Origin of the sequence: Clostridium sp. Cult1 (assembly GCF_021655095.1) — a bacterium.
Taxonomy (GTDB): Bacteria; Bacillota; Clostridia; order Tissierellales; family Tepidimicrobiaceae; genus Schnuerera.
The window spans coordinates 96,098-116,567 of sequence record NZ_PPXW01000001.1 but is presented as its reverse complement, the minus strand read 5'-3'; the positions used below and the strand labels follow the sequence as shown (position 1 = coordinate 116,567).

At 30.9% G+C, this 20,470-nt stretch carries 16 protein-coding genes; 9 read left to right on the top strand and 7 right to left on the bottom strand.

Annotated elements, in window-relative coordinates; translation table 11 throughout:
• Positions 1-40: 40 nt before the first annotated feature.
• From C3E89_RS00520 to C3E89_RS00510, 3 genes are read right to left on the bottom strand one after another with little or no spacing between them, the layout of a single operon-like run.
• A complete protein-coding gene (locus tag C3E89_RS00520; protein WP_236910556.1) occupies positions 41-1,447 on the bottom strand; it encodes a peptidoglycan D,D-transpeptidase FtsI family protein in 1,407 nt (468 codons plus the stop codon).
• A complete protein-coding gene (locus C3E89_RS00515; protein WP_236910555.1) occupies positions 1,431-2,675 on the bottom strand; it encodes an FtsW/RodA/SpoVE family cell cycle protein in 1,245 nt (414 codons plus the stop codon). The genes C3E89_RS00520 and C3E89_RS00515 overlap by 17 nt, the downstream gene beginning before the upstream one ends.
• Before the next feature lie 13 nt (positions 2,676-2,688).
• Positions 2,689-3,120, bottom strand: coding sequence for an FHA domain-containing protein (locus C3E89_RS00510; RefSeq protein WP_236910554.1), 432 nt, complete (start codon positions 3,118-3,120; stop codon positions 2,689-2,691).
• A 153-nt stretch (positions 3,121-3,273) separates the two neighbouring features.
• Between C3E89_RS00510 and C3E89_RS00505 the strand changes: the two genes are divergently transcribed.
• From C3E89_RS00505 to C3E89_RS00475, 7 genes are all read left to right on the top strand, one after another.
• Complete coding sequence (locus C3E89_RS00505) at positions 3,274-3,684, top strand: PspC domain-containing protein (RefSeq protein WP_236910553.1); 411 nt, start codon at positions 3,274-3,276, stop codon at positions 3,682-3,684.
• 115 nt (positions 3,685-3,799) lie between these two features.
• Complete coding sequence (locus C3E89_RS00500; protein WP_236910552.1) at positions 3,800-4,444, top strand: undecaprenyl diphosphate synthase family protein; 645 nt, start codon at positions 3,800-3,802, stop codon at positions 4,442-4,444.
• A gap of 72 nt (positions 4,445-4,516) precedes the next feature.
• Positions 4,517-5,188: an L-serine ammonia-lyase, iron-sulfur-dependent subunit beta gene (gene sdaAB, locus C3E89_RS00495; RefSeq protein WP_236910551.1), complete on the top strand. Its 672-nt coding sequence runs from the start codon at positions 4,517-4,519 to the stop codon at positions 5,186-5,188.
• A 3-nt stretch (positions 5,189-5,191) separates the two neighbouring features.
• Positions 5,192-6,058, top strand: a complete 867-nt coding sequence (gene sdaAA, locus C3E89_RS00490; protein ID WP_236910550.1) for an L-serine ammonia-lyase, iron-sulfur-dependent, subunit alpha — start codon at positions 5,192-5,194, stop codon at positions 6,056-6,058.
• Entirely contained in the window at positions 6,055-10,896 is a 4,842-nt protein-coding gene (locus tag C3E89_RS00485) for a cytidyltransferase (RefSeq protein WP_236910549.1), read from the top strand. Before sdaAA ends, C3E89_RS00485 begins: the two co-directional genes overlap by 4 nt.
• Before the next feature lie 24 nt (positions 10,897-10,920).
• On the top strand, positions 10,921-12,168 hold the full coding sequence (locus C3E89_RS00480) for a lactate dehydrogenase (protein WP_236910548.1): 1,248 nt from the start codon (positions 10,921-10,923) through the stop codon (positions 12,166-12,168).
• Positions 12,165-13,214 carry a flavodoxin family protein gene (locus C3E89_RS00475; protein ID WP_236910547.1) on the top strand — a complete coding sequence of 350 codons (1,050 nt, stop codon included), beginning with the start codon at positions 12,165-12,167 and terminating at the stop codon, positions 13,212-13,214. Before C3E89_RS00480 ends, C3E89_RS00475 begins: the two co-directional genes overlap by 4 nt.
• Before the next feature lie 34 nt (positions 13,215-13,248).
• On the opposite strand, the gene C3E89_RS00470 is transcribed toward C3E89_RS00475, so the two are convergent.
• From C3E89_RS00470 to C3E89_RS00455, 4 genes are all read right to left on the bottom strand, one after another.
• Positions 13,249-14,616, bottom strand: a complete 1,368-nt coding sequence (locus C3E89_RS00470) for an MATE family efflux transporter (RefSeq protein ID WP_236910546.1) — start codon at positions 14,614-14,616, stop codon at positions 13,249-13,251.
• A gap of 165 nt (positions 14,617-14,781) precedes the next feature.
• On the bottom strand, positions 14,782-16,185 hold the full coding sequence (gene gltA / locus C3E89_RS00465; RefSeq protein ID WP_236910545.1) for an NADPH-dependent glutamate synthase: 1,404 nt from the start codon (positions 16,183-16,185) through the stop codon (positions 14,782-14,784).
• Complete coding sequence (locus C3E89_RS00460; RefSeq protein ID WP_236910544.1) at positions 16,178-17,062, bottom strand: sulfide/dihydroorotate dehydrogenase-like FAD/NAD-binding protein; 885 nt, start codon at positions 17,060-17,062, stop codon at positions 16,178-16,180. Before C3E89_RS00460 ends, gltA begins: the two co-directional genes overlap by 8 nt.
• A gap of 514 nt (positions 17,063-17,576) precedes the next feature.
• Entirely contained in the window at positions 17,577-18,938 is a 1,362-nt protein-coding gene (locus C3E89_RS00455) for an MATE family efflux transporter (RefSeq protein WP_236910543.1), read from the bottom strand.
• A gap of 218 nt (positions 18,939-19,156) precedes the next feature.
• Between C3E89_RS00455 and C3E89_RS00450 the strand changes: the two genes are divergently transcribed.
• Together C3E89_RS00450 and C3E89_RS00445 are read left to right on the top strand one after the other, a co-directional pair.
• Positions 19,157-19,672, top strand: a complete 516-nt coding sequence (locus C3E89_RS00450) for a hemerythrin domain-containing protein (protein WP_236910542.1) — start codon at positions 19,157-19,159, stop codon at positions 19,670-19,672.
• 160 nt (positions 19,673-19,832) lie between these two features.
• Positions 19,833-20,441 carry a superoxide dismutase gene (locus C3E89_RS00445; RefSeq protein ID WP_236910541.1) on the top strand — a complete coding sequence of 203 codons (609 nt, stop codon included), beginning with the start codon at positions 19,833-19,835 and terminating at the stop codon, positions 20,439-20,441.
• Positions 20,442-20,470: the final 29 nt, after the last annotated feature.

Here is a 20,470-nt window from a genome sequence, read left to right as displayed (position 1 = left end):
CTATTTTATCTGCCCTTTTCTATTAAATACTATACCCTATTTAATTTTTAATAGTGTTTATAGACTCTATCATTATATTCCTTGCTATTGGTGCTGCGGCTTGGCCTCCTGTACTTCCTTCTTCTTCTAAAACGACTGCCACTGCAATTTTAGGATCGTCTGCTGGAGCAAAACCTATGAACCAAGCATGAGCCTTTCCCGATGGATTTTCAGCAGTACCAGTTTTCCCAGCTACCCTAATATTTTTAATGCTTGCATTTTTGGATGTTCCTCTTTTTACTCCTTCAACCATCATGTTTTTAACTTCATTAGCTATAAAAACATCTATTGCTCTAGAAATTATTTGTGGCTGGTTACGCTTTATCACTTTCCCTTCTGGGGATATTATCTCTTTTACTAAAATCGGTTTTACAACATCTCCCTTATTTGCTATACCAGAAGCCACTAGAGCCATATTTAAAGGAGTAACTAAAACTTTCCCCTGCCCAATACTAGAAGCAGCAATATCAGTTTTACCTAAGTTTTCCCTGTAAGGGAAAGATGATTTTGCCACGGGAAGATCAAAAGCAATATTTTTATTTATCATAAATCTTTCTGCTACTTCCCCCAATTTATCCTTCCCGATTAAAACACCTTTTTCTGCAAAATAGGTATTACAAGACTTAACTAAAGCATCTTCCAAATTTAGTTTTCCATGAGCTTTGCTATTATAGTCTTTTAATACATATCCATCTATTTTTGTACTTCCGGTACATTCATACTCCCTATCCAAATCCCTTTTTTCTATTGCTGCTATAGTAGTTATTACCTTAAATGTTGAACCAGGAGTATATAATCCGGAGGTAGCTCTGTTTAAGAATGGACTATTTACATCTTCTACAATATTGCTCCAATTCTCTTTAAGGGTTAAAGGGTTAAAGTCGGGTAAGCTTACCATAGAGTATATTTCTCCTGTATTTGGATTCATAGCTACTATGGATCCTTTTTTCCCTTTTAAAAGATTTCTACTGTACTCCTGAAGGTGGTGATCTATAGTTAGTTTAAGTGTATTGCCCTCTGTATTTGGTATTACTATATTTTTTAATTCACTTAAAGGGGTTGAATCACTTATATTTAACAAAGCATTATTATATTCCAACTCTAAGCCTACTTTTCCATATTCTCTATAACTATAACCTATAATATGACTATAAAGATTGCCATAATTATAAAGCCTTTTATAGGTCTCTCCTTCCTTTTCGCTATAAGCTAATATCTTACCTTCCCTATCTATAATAGAACCTCTTAGTATTTTCTCTTCATTTATCCATAGTCTTTTATTATAGCTATTCATTTTTATAGATTCAGCCTTAAATATTTGAAAATAACTTAAATATGCTACTAGACTTACAAATAAAATACAAATTCCAATTAGCACGGTAATTATCCTTTTAAGTTCTTTGTCCATCTTTTTCCTCCTCAAAATCCAATTCTTCTGATGCTACTTGAAGAATTCCTAAAGCTATAAAACTTGACAAAATAGAACTACCACCGTAACTGACAAAAGGTATAGTAATTCCAGTAAGTGGAATCATCTTTAAAACTCCACCAAATATTATAAAAGATTGGATTCCGAACAATATACTTATTCCTAGAGCCACTATTCTATAAAACTTGTTCTGTTGATTTATTGAAATTTTAAATCCCCTATAAACCAATATTAAGAACAACATTATTATACCTATACCAGTAAATATCCCCATTTCTTCACATATAGCAGAAAAAATAAAATCTGTATGGACTTCTGGGATAAAATCTGGATATCCTAAGCCAATCCCGGTACCAAAAAAACCACCCTCAGCAATTGCAAATAAAGACTGGGTTATCTGGTATCCTTTATTATCGATATATTTCCATGGATTTAACCAGGTTTCAAATCTAATTCTTACATGAGGAAAGATAAAATATCCTAATGTTCCACTTACAATAAAGATTAAAAGATTATATAATACTAATTTCCTATTTTCCTCATATATAAATTGGATTGCTAAGAATAGGGTATAAAAAATTAAAACTGAGCCTAAATCTCTTTGTAAAAATAGGAAAAGAATGAAAATATACATAACTCCCATTAAATAATAAGGACCATACTTCTTTTTCTTATAATTTTCATAATTGGTATAATAAGCACTAATAAGAAAAATTGCTAGTATTTTGATAATTTCTGAAGGTTGAAAACCAAACCTACCAATTGTAATCCAGTTAATAGATCCTTTTGTTCTTGTGCCTAATAGTAAAGTCATTATAAATAAGATGATTGAACCTATTCCGTAGACTAAAATTCGATTTTCCCATCCCTTTGTCCTTTTAAAGAATATATAGGTTATAAAAAATATAACAATACCCATACCTACCCAAAGGACTTGTTTTACACCTAGAACAGGATCTATCCTATATATCATTATAATCCCAATACTTATAAGCATGGTAACTATCAAAAATATATAATTGTCACCTGTAGAAATACGCAATAATAGAAAATTAGATATATATACAATAAATATAAGACTTATGCCATAGATTATAGTAAATTTGTCTAAATTATCCTTATTATATATAAAAAGTAGTATTAAGGCCATTAATTCAAATAGCACCAGTAGATTACGTGGTAATTTATAACTAACTTTTTTATTCAACATATTTCCATCCCTACTCTCTACCTACATATAAAAATTCTATCTGTCCTATTCTAATCCTATCACCATTCTTTAATTTAACAACATCCAATACCTTATCTCCATTTAAAAAAGTACCATTAGCACTACCTAAATCCTCTAAATAATAATTGCCTTCATCCTTTACTATTTTTAAATGTTTTTTCGAAATATAAGGATCCTTTATTATAATTTCATTGTCCTTTCCTCTACCTAAATAGATTCCATCATCTAGATGATAGTATTCTTTCACTTTGAAAGGTAAAGTGTCTTTTTTATTCACTAGTTTTAAATAGCTACTGTCATCCAATGGAGCAGTATCTATTCCCTTGATATCCAAATATATAAGTCTTATTATACTTAGTATAAATAAATAGATTATTACTATAAAAACATATTTAAAGATTAAAGAAAATATATTATACATTTTAGTCCTCCAAATTATTCTATCCTTTTAATAATGTTATCACAAAGATTCTATATTGTGAATAAATTTAATCTATAAGTTTATATTTAATTCTAACCCATTATCTGTTAGAATAGTATTTAACATTAGAAGCCATATACAAGGAGGGATTAAATGAATAAAAAGTTAAAGCGATCTAGTTCTGATAAAGTTTTAGCTGGGGTTTGTGGAGGAATAGGAGAATATTTTAATGTGGATCCAGTAATTGTTCGTATTTTATGGGTTCTAGTAGCATTTATGCCAGGAGGGCCAGGCCTAATAGCCTATATAGTCTGTGCATTAATTATTCCTGAAGACGATGGAGTAATATACCAAGATACTAGCAGTAATTCCAGTAATAGTTCTAGTAATAATTCCAGTAATACACCTATTTTCATTGGTATTGCCTTAGTTGTAGTAGGTGCTTATATGCTAGCAAGATTATTATTACCTCAGCACATTTTCAGATACTTCAATATCTTTAGATATTGGCCAATATTATTAATCATTGCAGGTCTTTATATTATATACAATAATAAGAAATAATCCAAATACTAGTACTATATTTATATATATTATCATCGGTAAACCTATATAATGTATTTTTAACCTACCAACTGGAAATAATATGTATAATGATAATTAGGAAGGTAGTGATATTATGAGAATTCCAAGCCATATAGGTATTATCCCCGATGGTAATAGAAGATGGGCTTTAGAAAATGGACTATCTAAAGAAGCGGGTTATAAAGAAGGATTAAAACCAGGTTTAGAACTATTTAAGCTATGTGAAAAGGTGGGAATAAAAGAATTAACCTACTATGGATTTACTATGGATAATACTAAGCGTCCTAGAGTTCAGCGATTGGCCTTCACCCAAGCTTGCATAGAAGCAGTTAAAATGCTATCAAAAGAAAATGCTTCTTTATTGGTAGTAGGTAATACGGATTCAGAAATGTTTCCTAAACCTTTAATCCCCTTTACCATAAAAAGACAAGATTTTGGTAGTGGAGGGATAAAGGTAAATTTTCTAGTTAATTATGGATGGCAATGGGATTTGAAAAACTATTTTATTTCAGATCAAAATAATCAAAATTTGACCCAGCTAATAAACTCTAGAAATATTTCTAGAGTAGATCTTGTTATCCGCTGGGGTGGAAGAAGAAGGTTAAGCGGTTTCCCTCCTTTACAAACGGTCTATTCAGATTTTTATGTAGTCGATGATTATTGGCCAGATTTCAAACCAAAACATTTTTATGATGCTCTAGAATGGTATGATAAACAGGATATAACCCTAGGAGGATAGACCTCCTTTTTTTGTTGCTTAAATTATAATAAAGTGCTAAAATTAATACACTAAAAGGTAAGGAGGATTGCAATGAAAAATTATGGAGTCTTTGATATATTAGGTCCTGTAATGATTGGCCCTTCTAGTTCTCATACTGCAGGAGCTGCTAGGCTCGGAAAAATCGGAAGAGAAATTGCAGGAAATCAATTCTACAAAGTAACATTCTATCTACATGGTTCCTTCGCCAAAACCTATAAGGGCCATGGCACTGATAGAGCATTGGTAGCAGGTATCCTTGGAATGGATCCCTCGGATGAAAGAATAAAAAGATCCTTAAATATAGCTAAAGAAGAAGGAATAGACATAGAGTTTATAGAAGCAGATTTAGGGTATGTACATCCAAATACCGTTAAAATGGTTTTCCATTATAAAGATAAAGAAAATTATTATATAATCGGTTCTTCTATTGGTGGAGGCAATATTTTAATTACCAATATAAATGGTAATGAAGTTGAATTTACTGGTGATTATCCAACTATATTAATAAAATATAAAGATCAAAAAGGTTCTATAAGTAGGATAAGCTCAATACTTTCAAACGAAGATATTAATATAGCTACCATGAAAGTATCACGGGAAGGTAATATTGCAACTATGGTTATGGAAATAGATAATCCAATAAAGGAAGAAATAATAGACAGTATATCATCTCTAGATGAAATTATATATATTACGGGAATTAACCCCATAGGGAGGTCTTAATCTATGTTTAACAAAGGAAAAGAACTATTAACCCTATGTAAAGAACAAAATAAAAAAATATGGGAAATAGTTATAGAAAAAGAAATGAAAGATAATGATATGTCCTATGATGAACTTATGGAAAATATGAAATTTGTTTTAGATACCATGATAAATTCTGCTAATAGTGGTCTAAATAAGGATATTATTTCTGTTTCTAAACTTACTGGTGGAGCAGCTAAGAAATTAGAAGACTATAAAAATAAAAATAATACTATTTCCGGAAATCTACTAACATCTGCCATGGCAAAAGCCTTATCCACCTCAGAGGTCAATGCATCCATGGGTAGAATAGTGGCCGCCCCAACTGCTGGTGCTTCAGGTATATTACCTAGTGCAATTATTACAGTTAAAGATAAGTTTAATCTAACGGAAAAAGATATGATCCAAGGATTGTTTACTGCTGGAGGAATAGGCCAAATAGTAGCTAAGAATGCTACTATTTCAGGAGCTGAAGGGGGTTGTCAAGCTGAATGCGGAGTAGCTAGCGCTATGGCTGCTGCTGCTGTAATTGAAATGGTAGGAGGAGATGTAGAAACAGCATTAGATGCAGCATCTTTTTCCCTCATAAATATTATGGGTTTAGTTTGCGATCCAGTAGCAGGATTAGTTGAATTTCCCTGTGCATTGCGTAATGCCTCTGGAGTAGCTAATGCTTTAATATCCGCCGATCTCGCTATGGCAGGAGTCAAATCCTTAGTACCTTTTGACGAGGTAGTAGAAGCCATGTATCGAGTAGGAAAAGCAATGCCTGAATCCTTGAAAGAAACTGCTTTAGGTGGAGTTGCAGCTACTGCAACAGGAGAGGAGTTTAAAAGGAGGGTTTTATGATAGAAGTATATAATGAAATCTATAAATTTGTTTTGAATGAGTTAGAAAAAAGTTATCTAGAACCTTACTCCAATGATTTTTTTAAATTTGTCCAAGGAAATGATTTTAAGATAAAACTGAATAATATCCTATTAGAAAACAAATACAATGCCTTATCTTTAATGAATTTACTATATCCATTATATAAAAAACATCAAGAGTTATCAGAAATAGGTTGGCTAAAATATATTCATGATTATGTTTTAAGTTTATCTTTTCCTGAAAAGGTTAATACGAGATTTAAGGAGAATTTATCTCCTTTAGTCTCCTTTTACTTAAACCTATTACGTACTTTTTCTAATTGCGAGGCAAAGTACAATAAAAACAGTTTCGTATATAAATATCCCATAAGTTTCCTAAAACCTGAAGAAGAGTATAAAATTAAATTTTTAGATGAATATTTAAATTTTAAAAATGCATTTTTAAATAATTGGGTATATGAATTAATGAAAATTGATTTATCCCTAACCAGCCATAATACCGTAGACCATGTAGTTGGAGTAAATCATCTTAGCCTTAATATAAGCAGACAACTTAAAGCTTTAGGATTGCCTATTGATTTAGGTATTGTAGTAGGTGCAGGATTAGGCCATGATATAGGTAAATATGGTGTATATGAAGAAGATATGAGTAGGGTGCCTTATCTCCATTATTATTATACTGAGGAGTGGTTTAATAGATTAGGTATAGAAAAAACTGGTCACATTGCCACCAACCACTCGACTTGGGATTTAGAACTGGAAAACTTACCTCTTGAATCTCTAGTTTTAATATATGCAGATTTTAGAGTAAAAAATAAAAAATTTGAACATGGTTTTAAAATGCATATATACACTTTAGATGAGGCTTATAATGTTATACTCAATAAATTAGATAATCTAGATTCTAAAAAAGAACAGAGATATGAAAAAGTATATAGAAAACTAAAAGATTTTGAAAATTATATGCTGAACCTAGGGGTAACTACAGATCTATCAAAAGAAAACCCTGTGAAAAAAGCTTCAAAACCTTATTCTCTAATGGCCAATAGAGAAATTGTTGATAATATAAAATATTTTGCAATAGATCATAATATAAATTTAATGGCCAAGCTAATGGATGATATTAGTTTTAACTATATTTTAGAAATGGCTAGATCTGAATTTAACTGGAGAAAACTTAGACTATATCTTCAAATTTTTAAAGAATATTCGACTTATTTGACCCAAAAACAAAAAATAGTAACTTTGCATTTTTTAACAGATTTGTTATTCCACAGGGAGGAAGATATCCGAAATGAAGCTGCAGAATTAATAGGGGTATTAATTAGTCAGTATGATGAGGAATATAGAAAAGAAATACCCAAATCTATTAAAAGGAAAAACCCGGAAACAACTAGTGTAAAAGTTTTAGCAGATCTTCTTAACTATATTCTGTATCCAGACCATAAAATACCAGAATCTAATATAGAATGGCAATATAATTTAAAAACCATTATCAAATCCTTATTTTATAATTCTAGAATGGGGAACTATGAAAAGTATTCAAAACTACTAATTATTTATTATAGCCAATATCAATCTATGTCTCCAATTAATCAATTATATTTATCTCAGACTTTAAAATATATTCCCCTACTCTATTTAAATGATAGGGATTTAAATAGAATTTACGACTATATATTAAATCAATTAAACTCAAGTATGCTAGAGATTAGGCTTACAATACTAGATATAATTGACGAAATATTCCAAGAATTAAAAGAAAAAAAGGAGTTTATTATTCTGCTTAAAAATTGGTTGCTAGATAATTTACAATTTTCACCCTATGTTTCTGAAAATTACTTAAAATATAAATTGGCTGTCAAAATTAACTTGGAATCACATATTTTAAAACTTTTAGAATTTAATTATAAAAAATTCGAAGAAAATATTTCTGAAATATTCCTAAAAAATTTAAAAACTGCAACAGAATGGATGAACAAAAAAGTAAATATCGATATCCTATATGATCAGGTAAAAAAATCTCCAGATTCCTATGGTCTTCATACTGGTATGCATTTTTGTAATCTACTAAAGGTTAGTGCCATAGAAAAAGTACGTAACTATGCTGGACATACTCTATTACACATATTTGAATTTCTATCACAAGAGGAAAGAAATGATATTGCTGTTGAACTTCTTAGAGCTTTAGAAATGCAGAACTATCAATTTACTAAATATATACCAAATTATTTAGGCCAACTACTTTTATATCTACAACCTACTGAATTAGATGAGATAATCGATGATTTCCAAGAAAAAGTTCGACAGTCGAATACTCAAGTAGTATTCTTGCTATTAAAAACCATAGGTGTATGTATAGAAAATTATCCTCAATATGGTCAAAGATTTAGGGAGAAAGAAAAGTTTAACGAAGAACGATTGGATAGACTTTTAGGATTATTATTAAATGGGATGGCCTCCTTTGATGAAGAAATAAAGACCGAAGCCTTTAGAATTGTTGGTAGTCAAATTTTTAATTCTAACAGACTATTATTAGAAGAAAAATACTTTATATTTACTAGAATAGGAAAAAAAATATTGACATTATTGACTAAAAAGGAAGACGATGAGTTTATCTTTCTCAACAATTCTGCTTCATTAAACAATATATATAGATTTATACTTGATTACGAATTTATTTATGGTCCAATTGAGTTAATTACCAATAAAAAAGTAGCTTTTTTCCCAGGAAGCTTTGATCCTTTTTCTCTCAGTCATAAGAAGATTGCTACAGAAATAAATAGACAAGGCTTTGAAGTCCACCTAGCAGTAGATGAATTCTCCTGGTCTAAAAGGACTCAGCCCCATAGATTTAGAAGAGATATTATCAATATGACTATTGCTCATGAAAAGGATATATTTTTATTTCCTAGTGAGATCCCTATCAATATAAGCAATGATAAAGATTTACTCAATCTTAAATCCCTATTTACCAATAGAGATCTCTATATGGTAGTAGGTACAGATGTGTTAGTTAATGCTTCTGCTTATGAAAAAGGAGGGGTATTAAATGAATTTCCCCATATAATTTTTGATAGGAAAAGCATTCAGTCAAAAGAAAATGAGGATATTATATTGGAAAAAAGGTTTAAAAATATTAAAGGAGAGATATTAAGACTTTCACTTCCTCCCCAATATGAAGATATTAGTTCTACTCAAATTAGAGAATCTATAGATTTAAATAGAGATGTTTCGAATCAAATAGACCCTTTAGCCCAACGATATATCTATAAATATGGACTATATTTAAATGAACCCCAATATAAATCTTTAGTACAAACAAAAACTATGGAAACAGAAATCATAGATAATATGGATGACCATTTGATTCAATATATAAATAAAGAATTTAGCCATAGAATAGATATAGAAGCTATCCATGAATTAAAAAATAAACTCAATCCCATAATGCTTTTGGTTAGAGATACAAAAAGTAATTCTATTCTTGGATTTTCAATCTTCTATTGGGTTAAAAATAGTATGCTATATGATGAATTCCAAAACACCAATATAACGGAATATTTTAGGAAGCATTCAAAGGGTAGGTTAGTTCTAATTTCAGGAATATATACCAAAACTAATGACTATCATATTGCTGAAATAATATTGAATGAAACTTTAGCTTATTGTATAAGTTTAGACTATAATTATGCCATATTTAAGAATTGTTTAACTAATTACAATAAGGAATATATAGAAGAAAATCTAAAAGATCAAGGTTTTATAAAGACTCCTTTTAGCTACAACAATTGTCCAATTTTTGTAGTGGACATGAATGCTCCTATGACTTTAAATCAAGATTTAGAGAACCTATTAAAACCTCCTTTTGAAAATAACATAGAATTAAGGAAAGAAATTAGTAATAGGAGGAAAAATCTCAAAGAAGCTATTTCTAATTTGCACCCAGGCCAATTATTACTATCTTTCAATAGAGATATGGTTTATAGCAAATTGATTCAAAAAATCTGTGATGTTAATGAAGCTTCTATAATACAAAAAAAGAACAGAATTTTAGGTCCTAATATATGTGTACCTTTTGGCTCTATATTAAATGGTACCATATTGCCAAATACTATTACTAAAACCATGCATACGGAAAAAATATTTAATCCTAGTATTATGGATTTTACAATTGCTGCCTTCCCAAATTATTTAAGCTTAGAGAATCAAACTAAAGTACTGAAGTCCTTTGATAGACCAGTAATTTTAGTAGATGATCTTCTTCATAAAGGTTACAGACTAAATGTAATTGAACCTTTATTAAGAAAAACTCAAGTGCCCATTAAGAAAGTAATAGTAGGAATTCTAACTGGTAAGGGAAGTGAAATTGGAAAAGTAAAGGATATTGATGTAGATTGTGCTTATTTTGTACCTAATTTAAACCTTTGGTTCAATGAAAGTGACCAATATCCCTTTATAGGTGGAGATATGGTGTTTAGAGAAGGGCTTTCTCAAGATTATTTAATACCAAGTGTTAATTTAATTCTTCCCTATGTTTCACCAAGTTTTATTAAAAACACTCCACCCCAAAATATATATATATTATCTGAAACCTGTTTAATCAATGCAATAGAAATATTCAAAATTATTGAAAAGGCTTATCAAGAAATCAATGAAAAAAATTTAAAAATAAAAAACTTAGGAGAAATATTAGTATCTCCAAGAAGGCCTGATATTTATAAAAGTATGGATTCCATTAGCAATCAGAAGCCTTCATCGTGTTTAGAGTCGGATTTGGAACATCTTAGGAGAATAAAAAATATTATTATTAGATAGTTTCTAGAAGAAAGTGAGGAAAATATGATTAATTACTATAAATACAAAGAAAATTATTTTTTTTCTTTCCAGGAATATAGTTTTGAAAAGATTCATGAAGAGGAAATAAAAAATAGCAAAGAAAAATTATATTTTTTAAATAAACTAGACCCCATTGAATCTAGAAGAAATTATTTAATTAATCATCCAGCTTTATTATTCATAGATAAAGAAGGAGTTGAATTACTCCTTTTAGAAAGAAAAGATTATTTAAATTTTATTCCAACTTGGATAATAGATAAAATCAATAGGAACTTGGTCGTTTCATTAAACACCTATTATCCTAATTGGGAAGATGTTTTTAATCAAAAAAACAATAAAAAGTGGAAAATTAACTTATTAGCCTTAGGTGATGTGGGAAGTACCCTTCTTATAGGTTTAAGACTTTTGGGTGAAGATTGTATTGATAAAATTGGCATCTACGATAGAAATCCTAACAGGTTAAAACGATGGGAATATGAACTTAATCAAATAAGAAAGCCTTTTGATGAAGAAGCTTTTCCCCCTGTTTATCCACTGGATAAGGATGAGTTATTTGATTGCGATATTTTCTTATTTTGTGCCTCAAAAGGAATACCGCCTGTAGGCAGTAATATTGATGATGTTCGAATGGCACAATTTGAATCTAATTCTGAAATAATAAAAGAATATGCAGTAATGGCAAGAAATAAGAAATTTAAAGGGATATTTGCAGTAGTGTCAGATCCTGTAGATCTATTGTGTAAAGTAGCCTTTTTAGAAAGCAATAAAAATGAGAAGAATAAATATGATTTTCTAGGTTTGGCTTCAAATCAAATAATCGGATATGGACTAGGAGTTATGAATGGTCGAGCTAGCTTTTATGCCGAAAAATCCAATAGCACAATCCCTTATTTAAATGAGGGAAGGGTTTTTGGTCCTCATGGAGAAGGATTGATTGTAGCTAATAGTATTGATAATTATAATGAAAAATTATCTGAATACTTAACTTATAAAACTTTGAATGCTAATAAAGATGTTCGGAATTTAGGTTTTAAACCCTACGTTGCCCCTAGCCTATCTTCTGGTGCCCTTTCCATTATTGCTACTATTAAAGGAAAATGGTTCTATGGTTCTACCTATATGGGAGGTGTCTATATGGGTTCTAAATGTAGATTAGTTGGTCATCAAATAGAGGTGGAGCAATTAGATATGCCTTCTAAATTGTTTGATAAAATAAAACAAACCTATGAAATGTTGGTGAACATAATATGAAAAAATATTATCTAATACTACCAGAAAAACCTTCTCCTTTCTTAAAAAGAATGATAGATAGGACTACTAGAAATATAGAATATGAAGTCTTAGAAGATTACGAGCAATTACCAAGTTTAAAAAACAGAAAAATAATTTTTGCTGTAGAATTGCCTATAACGGGAATTAGCAACAATTTAAATAGATTTTTTCTAAAATTATTCACTAGAGGTTATGATTCTTTATTAGGTTCCGAGGGGATAGTCCTAGTTCATAGCCAATATCAGTATTTCACAAAAACTACAGCCCAATCTATTATATTTCAATCTAATCTTTTGGGTTGTAGATTCCCTGGTAGACCTATGGTAGAAGCTACGGGAAATTTAGACAATTTTATTCCATTACAGAAGGTATATGGATTATCTATAGAAGAAATCTGCTTATTCTTATGTGAGGAACTAGGAAAAAGGCTTATCAATGATGAAATAAACAAGGTAAAGAAACCTAAAATTCTAGTTCTCCATTCGAGCAATAGGATGTATTCCAATACTTTATCTCTATGGGATATGGTAAAGGAAAATCTATATGAAATATCTATTACAGAAATTAATATTCAAAATGGCACTATTGTAGATTGTATAGGATGCCCCTATAAAACTTGTAAACATTATGGTGAGCAAACTAAATGTTTTTATGGTGGAATTGTAGTTAAAGAAGTATACCCTGCCATATTGAAAGCAGACGCTCTTGTGTTTATTTGTCCTAATTATAATGACATGATTACAGCTAATATAGTAGCTTTGATAAATAGATTGACAGCTCTATTTAGAAAAACTAAATTTTATGACAAAACCCTATTTTCCATTATTGTATCTGGCCATTCAGGAGGAGATGCTTTAGCTAAACAATTAATAAGTAGCCTAAATATCAATAAAACCTTTAGATTGCCACCGTATTTTTCCTTAATAGCTGTAGCTAATGATAGAGGAACAATAAAAGAAGTTCCTCAAATCGAGGAACTTGCAAGAAGATTTGCAAGGAATATGGTTAATGAAATAAGGAGATAGATAAAACTTGCTTTATATTAATATAAAGCAAGTTTTATCTTATGCTAATATACTTCCATTTATCGGTCTTAAATCTAAATTTGATAAGTGCCCATCTTACAAGCTGGTCACAGAACATAGCATACCAAGCTCCTATTAGTCCCAAGCTTAAAACCTTTATGAAAAGATATGCTAAAGCTACTCTAACGATTAATACACTGAAGAAAATAGCTACTAGAGTCCATACCGTATCCCCTGCTCCCCTTAATCCACCAGCTAAAATTAATTGAGAGGATTGGAAAGGTTGAATGATTGCAATTACCTTCAATATTTTAGCTGCTTCATTTATTACATTGGGATCTTTTGTATAAAGGCTAGCAATAAAGGAGCCAAAGAAGAAAAACACGACTCCAACTAGTGTAGCTATAATAGCTCCAATTCTGCCACTAGTCCTAATATATTCTTCAGCTTTATCTGAATCCTCTGCTCCTAAGCTCCTACCAGTTAAGGAAGAAGCTGCAATTCCAAAAGCTTGACCTGGGGTAAAAGAGAGACCTGATATATTTAAACATATTTGATGAGTAGCATAAGCTACAGTACCTAAGGATGAAACAATACGTACAAATATCAATATACCAGCTCTAAAAGCAATTTGCTCTAAAGAAGCAGGTATTCCAATTTTGACTAGATTATACATAATGTCCTTATTAAATTTAAATCTATTCTTAAGATTTATCCTTATTATAGTGTTCTTTTTAAAAATATGCCTTAATAACATTAAAGTTGCAACCATTTGAGAGATAGATGTAGATATACCTGCCCCAGTAACCCCTAATCTTGGGAATCCAAGTAGCCCATAGATAAGTACAGCATTTCCAATTACATTTAATGTATTTACCTTTAAATTAATATTCATGGGAGTTTTAGTATCTCCTGCTCCCCGTAAAACCGCATAAATTGAAAAATTAAAAGCCTGAAATACCAATCCAATGATTATAACTTTAAAATAATTTCTACCAAACATTAAAGTATCCTGATGAGCTCCAATAAATTTCATTAGCTGATCTGTATATAATAGTCCAAAAATAAAAATTGGTAATACAAGGAGAACCTGTGTTAGTAAAATTACATGTCTTATTACACTTTCTATCCTATCTTCTCTTTTTGCTCCTACATATCTAGCAACCATAGCCGTTGCACCTACGTTTAAAGATTGAACCAAAGATAATGCAATAAATACAACTTGATTAGTAATCCCAACAGCTGCAATGGAAGCAGCTGCTTCCCCTGGATCTACAATCCTTCCTAACATCATCATATCCACCATACCAAATAGAGTCCCTAAAAATACCTCTATTAGAACTGGCCCTGCTGTTTTTAATACTATATCCCTTGTTTTCTTTTTATTTTGGATCTCCTCCATAAATAACCACCTCTTGTAAATAATTTCGACACCCTAAATATTATAGCATAAATTTAACATAAATCAAACCTACTAGTATCTCAAATACAAACTTTTAAATAAATAAAAAGCTACAAACTATTCAGCTAAACAGTTTGCAGCTTTTTATGCGATATAAATATTTACCTATGCATTTGCTTTTTCGCCATATTTCTCTTTTATATATTTATCAATACCTTCTGCCGCTTGTTTTCCAGCTCCCATTGCAAGGATTACAGTTGCAGCACCAGTTACAGCATCTCCCCCTGCAAATACTCCTTCTCTTGATGTTTGCCCATCTTCATCTACTACTATACATTTTCTATTATTTATTTCTAATCCAGCTGTAGTTGCAGGAATAAGTGGGTTTGGTGATGTTCCTAAAGCCATTATTACTGTATCTACGTCAAACTCAAATTCTGAACCAATTATAGGCTCAGGTCTTCTTCTACCTGAAGCATCTGGCTCACCTAATTCCATCCTTTGACATCTTATACTTTTTACCCATCCATCTTCATTGCCAACGATTTCTATAGGGCTAGTTAGAAACTCAAACTTAATTCCTTCTTCCATCGCATGATGAACCTCTTCTACCCTAGCTGGTAATTCTGCTTCAGTTCTTCTATATACTATCCAAACTTCAGCACCAAGTCTTAGAGCAGTTCTTGCAGCGTCCATAGCAACGTTTCCACCACCAATAACGGCAACTTTACTACCAACCTTAATTGGAGTGTCATAATCTTCTCTAAAGGCTTTCATAAGGTTGTTTCTAGTTAAGAATTCATTTGCTGAAAATACTCCATTTAAATTCTCTCCAGATATTCCCATAAACCTAGGAAGCCCTGCACCAGAGCCTATAAATATAGCATGGAAACCCTCTTCATCTAAAAGAGAATCTATAGTTACAGTTCTACCAACTATTACATTAGTTTCGATTTTAACTCCTAATTTTTTTAGATTTTCTATTTCAGGTTTTACTACCGCTTCTTTAGGAAGCCTAAACTCAGGAATTCCATATACCAAAACTCCACCTGGTTCATGTAAAGCTTCGAATATAGTTACATCATAGCCTTCTTTTGCTAGATCTCCAGCACAAGTAATACCTGCTGGACCTGATCCTATTACAGCTACCTTAAATCCATTCTTTTCTTTAGTCTTTCCTACTTCAACATTGTGTTCTCTTGCCCAATCAGCTGCAAATCTTTCAAGTTTTCCTATAGACACAGCCTCACCTTTAATTCCTAGTACACATACCTGTTCACATTGTTCTTCCTGAGGGCAAACCCTTCCACAAACTGCAGGTAATGCAGTGTATTCAGCAAGAACATGAGCAGCTTCTTCAAATTCACCTTCTGCAATATGTTTAATAAATCTAGGTATATGAATACCTACCGGACAGTTACCTACACAAGGATGATGTTTACAATTCAAACATCTTTTAGCTTCAGCCATAGCTTCTTCTTCAGTATAGCCTAAACAAACTTCATCAAAATTTGATGCTCTTTCAACTGGATCCTGTACAGAAATAGGAACCCTTTTAAATCTATCCATTATGAACACCTCCATGTTGGCATGTACAAGTTTTTTCTTGGCCACGTTTAGCTAATTCAATTTCTTCTTTTTTATATTGAGCTTGTCTTTTTAAAGCTTCATCAAAATCTACAAGATGTCCATCAAATTCTGGTCCGTCTACACATGCAAATTTTGTTTCGTTGCCTACTGTCACCCTACAAGCACCACACATTCCTGTTCCATCTACCATAATTGGGTTAAGACTTACTACTGTTTTTATTCCAAGTTTTTTAGTCAACAAGCATACAAACTTCATCATTATCATTGGACCAATGGATATTACTAAATCGTATTCCTTCCCTTGATTAACAACAAGTTCTTCTATAAGTCCAGTTACCATACCATTGAATCCATAGCTACCATCATCAGTAGCGATATAAAGATTGCCTGCAACTTCTTTTATTTCATCTTCAAGTATTATTAATTCTTTAGTCTTTGCACCTACTATTACGTCTACATCGATGCCATGTTCATGGAACCATCTTACCTGAGGAAATACAGGAGCCGCTCCAACTCCACCTGCCACAAATAGGACTTTTTGTTTCTTAACTTCTTCAATATCTTCATTTACATAATCTGATGGTCTGCCAAGTGGACCTACAAAGTCCTTTAGATAGTCCCCTTCATCAAGAGCTACAATTCTCTTAGTAGAACTACCCATAGCCTGAATAACTATATTAACTGTTCCTTTTTCCTTGTCATAGTTACAGATAGTTAGAGGAATTCTTTCCCCTTCCTCGTCAACTATAACAATTACAAATTGACCTGGTTGAGCTGAGTTTGCAACCCTAGGGGCTAAAATATCCATTGAAATAATATTAGGGGCAAGGTCTTTTTTCTCTACAATTTTATACAATAGAAACTCCTCCCTCATTTAATTTTATCATTTTAATTATACATCATTTAGGGTAAATATAAAAGGTTAGTTATTTATATGACTAATGCCTTTATTGGAATTTATAGTAAGAAAAATACTAAATTTATCTCCAATTTGAGATACCTATAAACTAAATATCATATATTAATGCATTAGTTGCTCCTACAAATATACGGGGAAAAGAATATGAAATTTTTCTTCCTATAACCAAAAGGCTATTATTTGTCATATAATTAACGATTTGTCCCACAATAAATATAACATAAAGAATTTTTAAATTCAATAGATTAAATGAAAATATAGTTTAAGTTATATACAATATTAGATTGTTAAATAGGATTTTTTTGTTAATCTTTTAACTCTTAATCCATTTACAGGTTATAATATAAAAAAGGCTTCTTTCAAAATATTATAAGGAAGCCTTTTAATTTGTTTTTTAAAAGCCAAACTTTCTTATTTATTACAAAAAGAGACCTGATTTTAGGTCTCAAAATTACATATCTTGAATTATATTGGTCACCCATTTCTTTGAGAATACCCTTGGTAATCCAATTGAAGCTTTAACTATTTCCTCTACATATACTAATAGAGTTACATAATAAACGGGTAGCTTGAATACAAGAGCCCCTAAAAAAGCTAAGGGTACTCCTACTAGCCAAACAGCTCCCATCTCCAATAACATAGAAAATTTAGTATCTCCACCGCCTCTCAAGACTCCTACTATCATGGTTCCATTGAATACCTTAACTGTGAAAAATATAGCTAAGACATTTAACAGTTTTTTTGAAGTTATATATAGACGGGGAGTCAAATTATTAAAAATACTTAAAATTGAATCCGTTGTCAAGTATAGCCCCATTCCTAGTATCAAACCTAATCCTACCGATATAATTAAAAATCTATTGGCATATTCAACAGCAACCTCTTCTTCACCGGCACCAATTTTATTTCCAACCATTACAGTACAAGCATTTCCCATACCTCTAGTTATAGTCATGAATAGATTTTGTACCGTATTTAATATTTGTACTGCAGCTGCAGCTTCTGTCCCTATTTTTGCATAAGCAATAGAATATAAGACCGTGCCTAATGACCACAATACTTCGTTAACTATTACCGGATAGGCTGTTCTAATATACCTTTTAACAAAATTTCTATTCCAGTTAGTCATCTCTTTTATACTAGCTGCCAAAGGTCCATTTCCTGAATAAACAGAATATAAAATAAGGGTCAATTCCACTACCCTAGCTATTAATGTGCCATAGGCAGCCCCTCTGATTCCCAAAGCTGGTAATCCAAGTTTACCAAATATTAGTAAATAGTTAAATATTCCATTTGTAACAAAGGATATTAAACTTACTACCATAGGCATTTTAGCATCTCCAATGCTACGAGAAGCAACTCCATAAGAAAAACTAATTCCTGTTATAATATAACTAAGTGATACTATAGTTAGATATTCTATTCCAAGACGGATAACTTCAGGATCCTTGCTAAATATCATCATAATACGATTAGGTATAAATAATGCAGCTATTGTAAATATAACTCCAATTAAACTTGCTATGGAAAGGGATAGCCCAAGTATTTTCTTTATATTATCTTTATCCTTCTTCCCCCAAAACTGAGCGATAAATACTGCCGAACCTGTAGATACACCAAATACGGTTACACTATAAAAAAAGAATACTTGATTGGCAAGACCTACAGCAGCTAAACTAGCCTCTCCCAAACTAGTAATCATAAGGGTATCCAACATATTTACAGATGATGCAATTAAATTTTGTAAGGTAATAGGCAATGCTATGGCAAACATAGCCCTAAAGAAGTCCTTGTCTTTCCACATTTTCTTCATCATATCCCTCCTATCCATCCTATCATATCTTTTTTGCGTCAGTATTTATGATTCTATCATATATTTTCAGTTTTGAATAGTAATAAAAAATATTAGGGCTTCGAAATATATTTTAATTCTACCAAAATATATTGTCAATGGAATTTTTGACTTAGGTCAAGGTTTCCAATCAAATTTTCTAGTAAAATGGAAATACTAAAATTTATGGAGGTGTCGTAATGGAAAATAAAATAGTAGAATTACAAAATGAATCATTAACAAATTTAGTCAATATTATTTCTAACGTTTATCATGAATATTTCCAAAAAGAAATGAAAAATATAAGCACATTAACCACAACAATATTGAAGGTTCATGGTAAAGACCATAAAGAACTTTCAAAAGTTCATAGAATCTACCATATTATACAAATCAATTTAGTTCAAAGGATGATTAAGGAAGGAATTAATATACTACCGTTAGTTAAAATTTACGATAGGAGACCTAGAAAAGAACTTCTAGAAGAAATATTCCAGGAAAAAAACCTATTAAAATCTGAGGAAGACAATATTGATAATCTGTTTGAAGACTTAAACAAAATAACCAAAGGATATTCTGCACCTAAAGATGGCTGCGCTACTTATGATAGAACCTATGAAATCTTAAAAGAGTTTGAATCCAAAGTATTAGAATATATCCATTTAGAAGAAAATTATTTGTTTCCCCGATTAAAGGAAGAATTGAATAAATATTAGTATAAATAAAAGCCTCTCTCTTTATTCAAGAAAGAGGCTTTTATAATTAGCATTATTATTGATATTAATTTTTATATGATAATGTTTATCATTTTCATATTTGGATATATATAATAATAGATAATAACAAAATGATTATATAGATAAAGGAGAGAATAGTATGACATTTAAACTACCAGAACTAAAGTATTCCTATGAGGCTTTAGAACCTTATATCGATGCATTAACAATGGAAACACATTATTCAAAACATCATAAGGGCTATGTTGACAATTTAAATAAAGCTTTAGAAGGGAATTCTAAATTTCAAGAAATGTCAATCGATGAGATATTGAAATCTCTAGATCAATTACCAGAGGAAATTCGAACTGCTGTAAGGAATAATGGTGGTGGCCATTATAACCATACATTATTCTGGCAAATAATGTCTCCAGAAGGTGGAGGTAAACCAGAAGGAGAACTTGCAAATAAGATTGATGAAGATTTAGGTGGATTTGATAAGTTTAAAGAAGAATTCAAGAAAGCAGCTCTAGGACAATTCGGTAGTGGCTGGGCTTGGTTAGTTTTAAACAACGGAAAATTAGAAATAGTATCTACTCCAAATCAAGATAATCCTATTTCTGAAGGAAAGTTCCCAATCCTTGGCATCGATGTATGGGAACATGCATATTATCTAAAGTATAAAAACCTGAGAGCAGATTATATTGATGCTTGGTGGAATATAGTAGATTGGAATAAGGTATCAGAGATATTTAATAAAATTAGATAATAAGCTATAATGAATAAGTTCTCAAAACA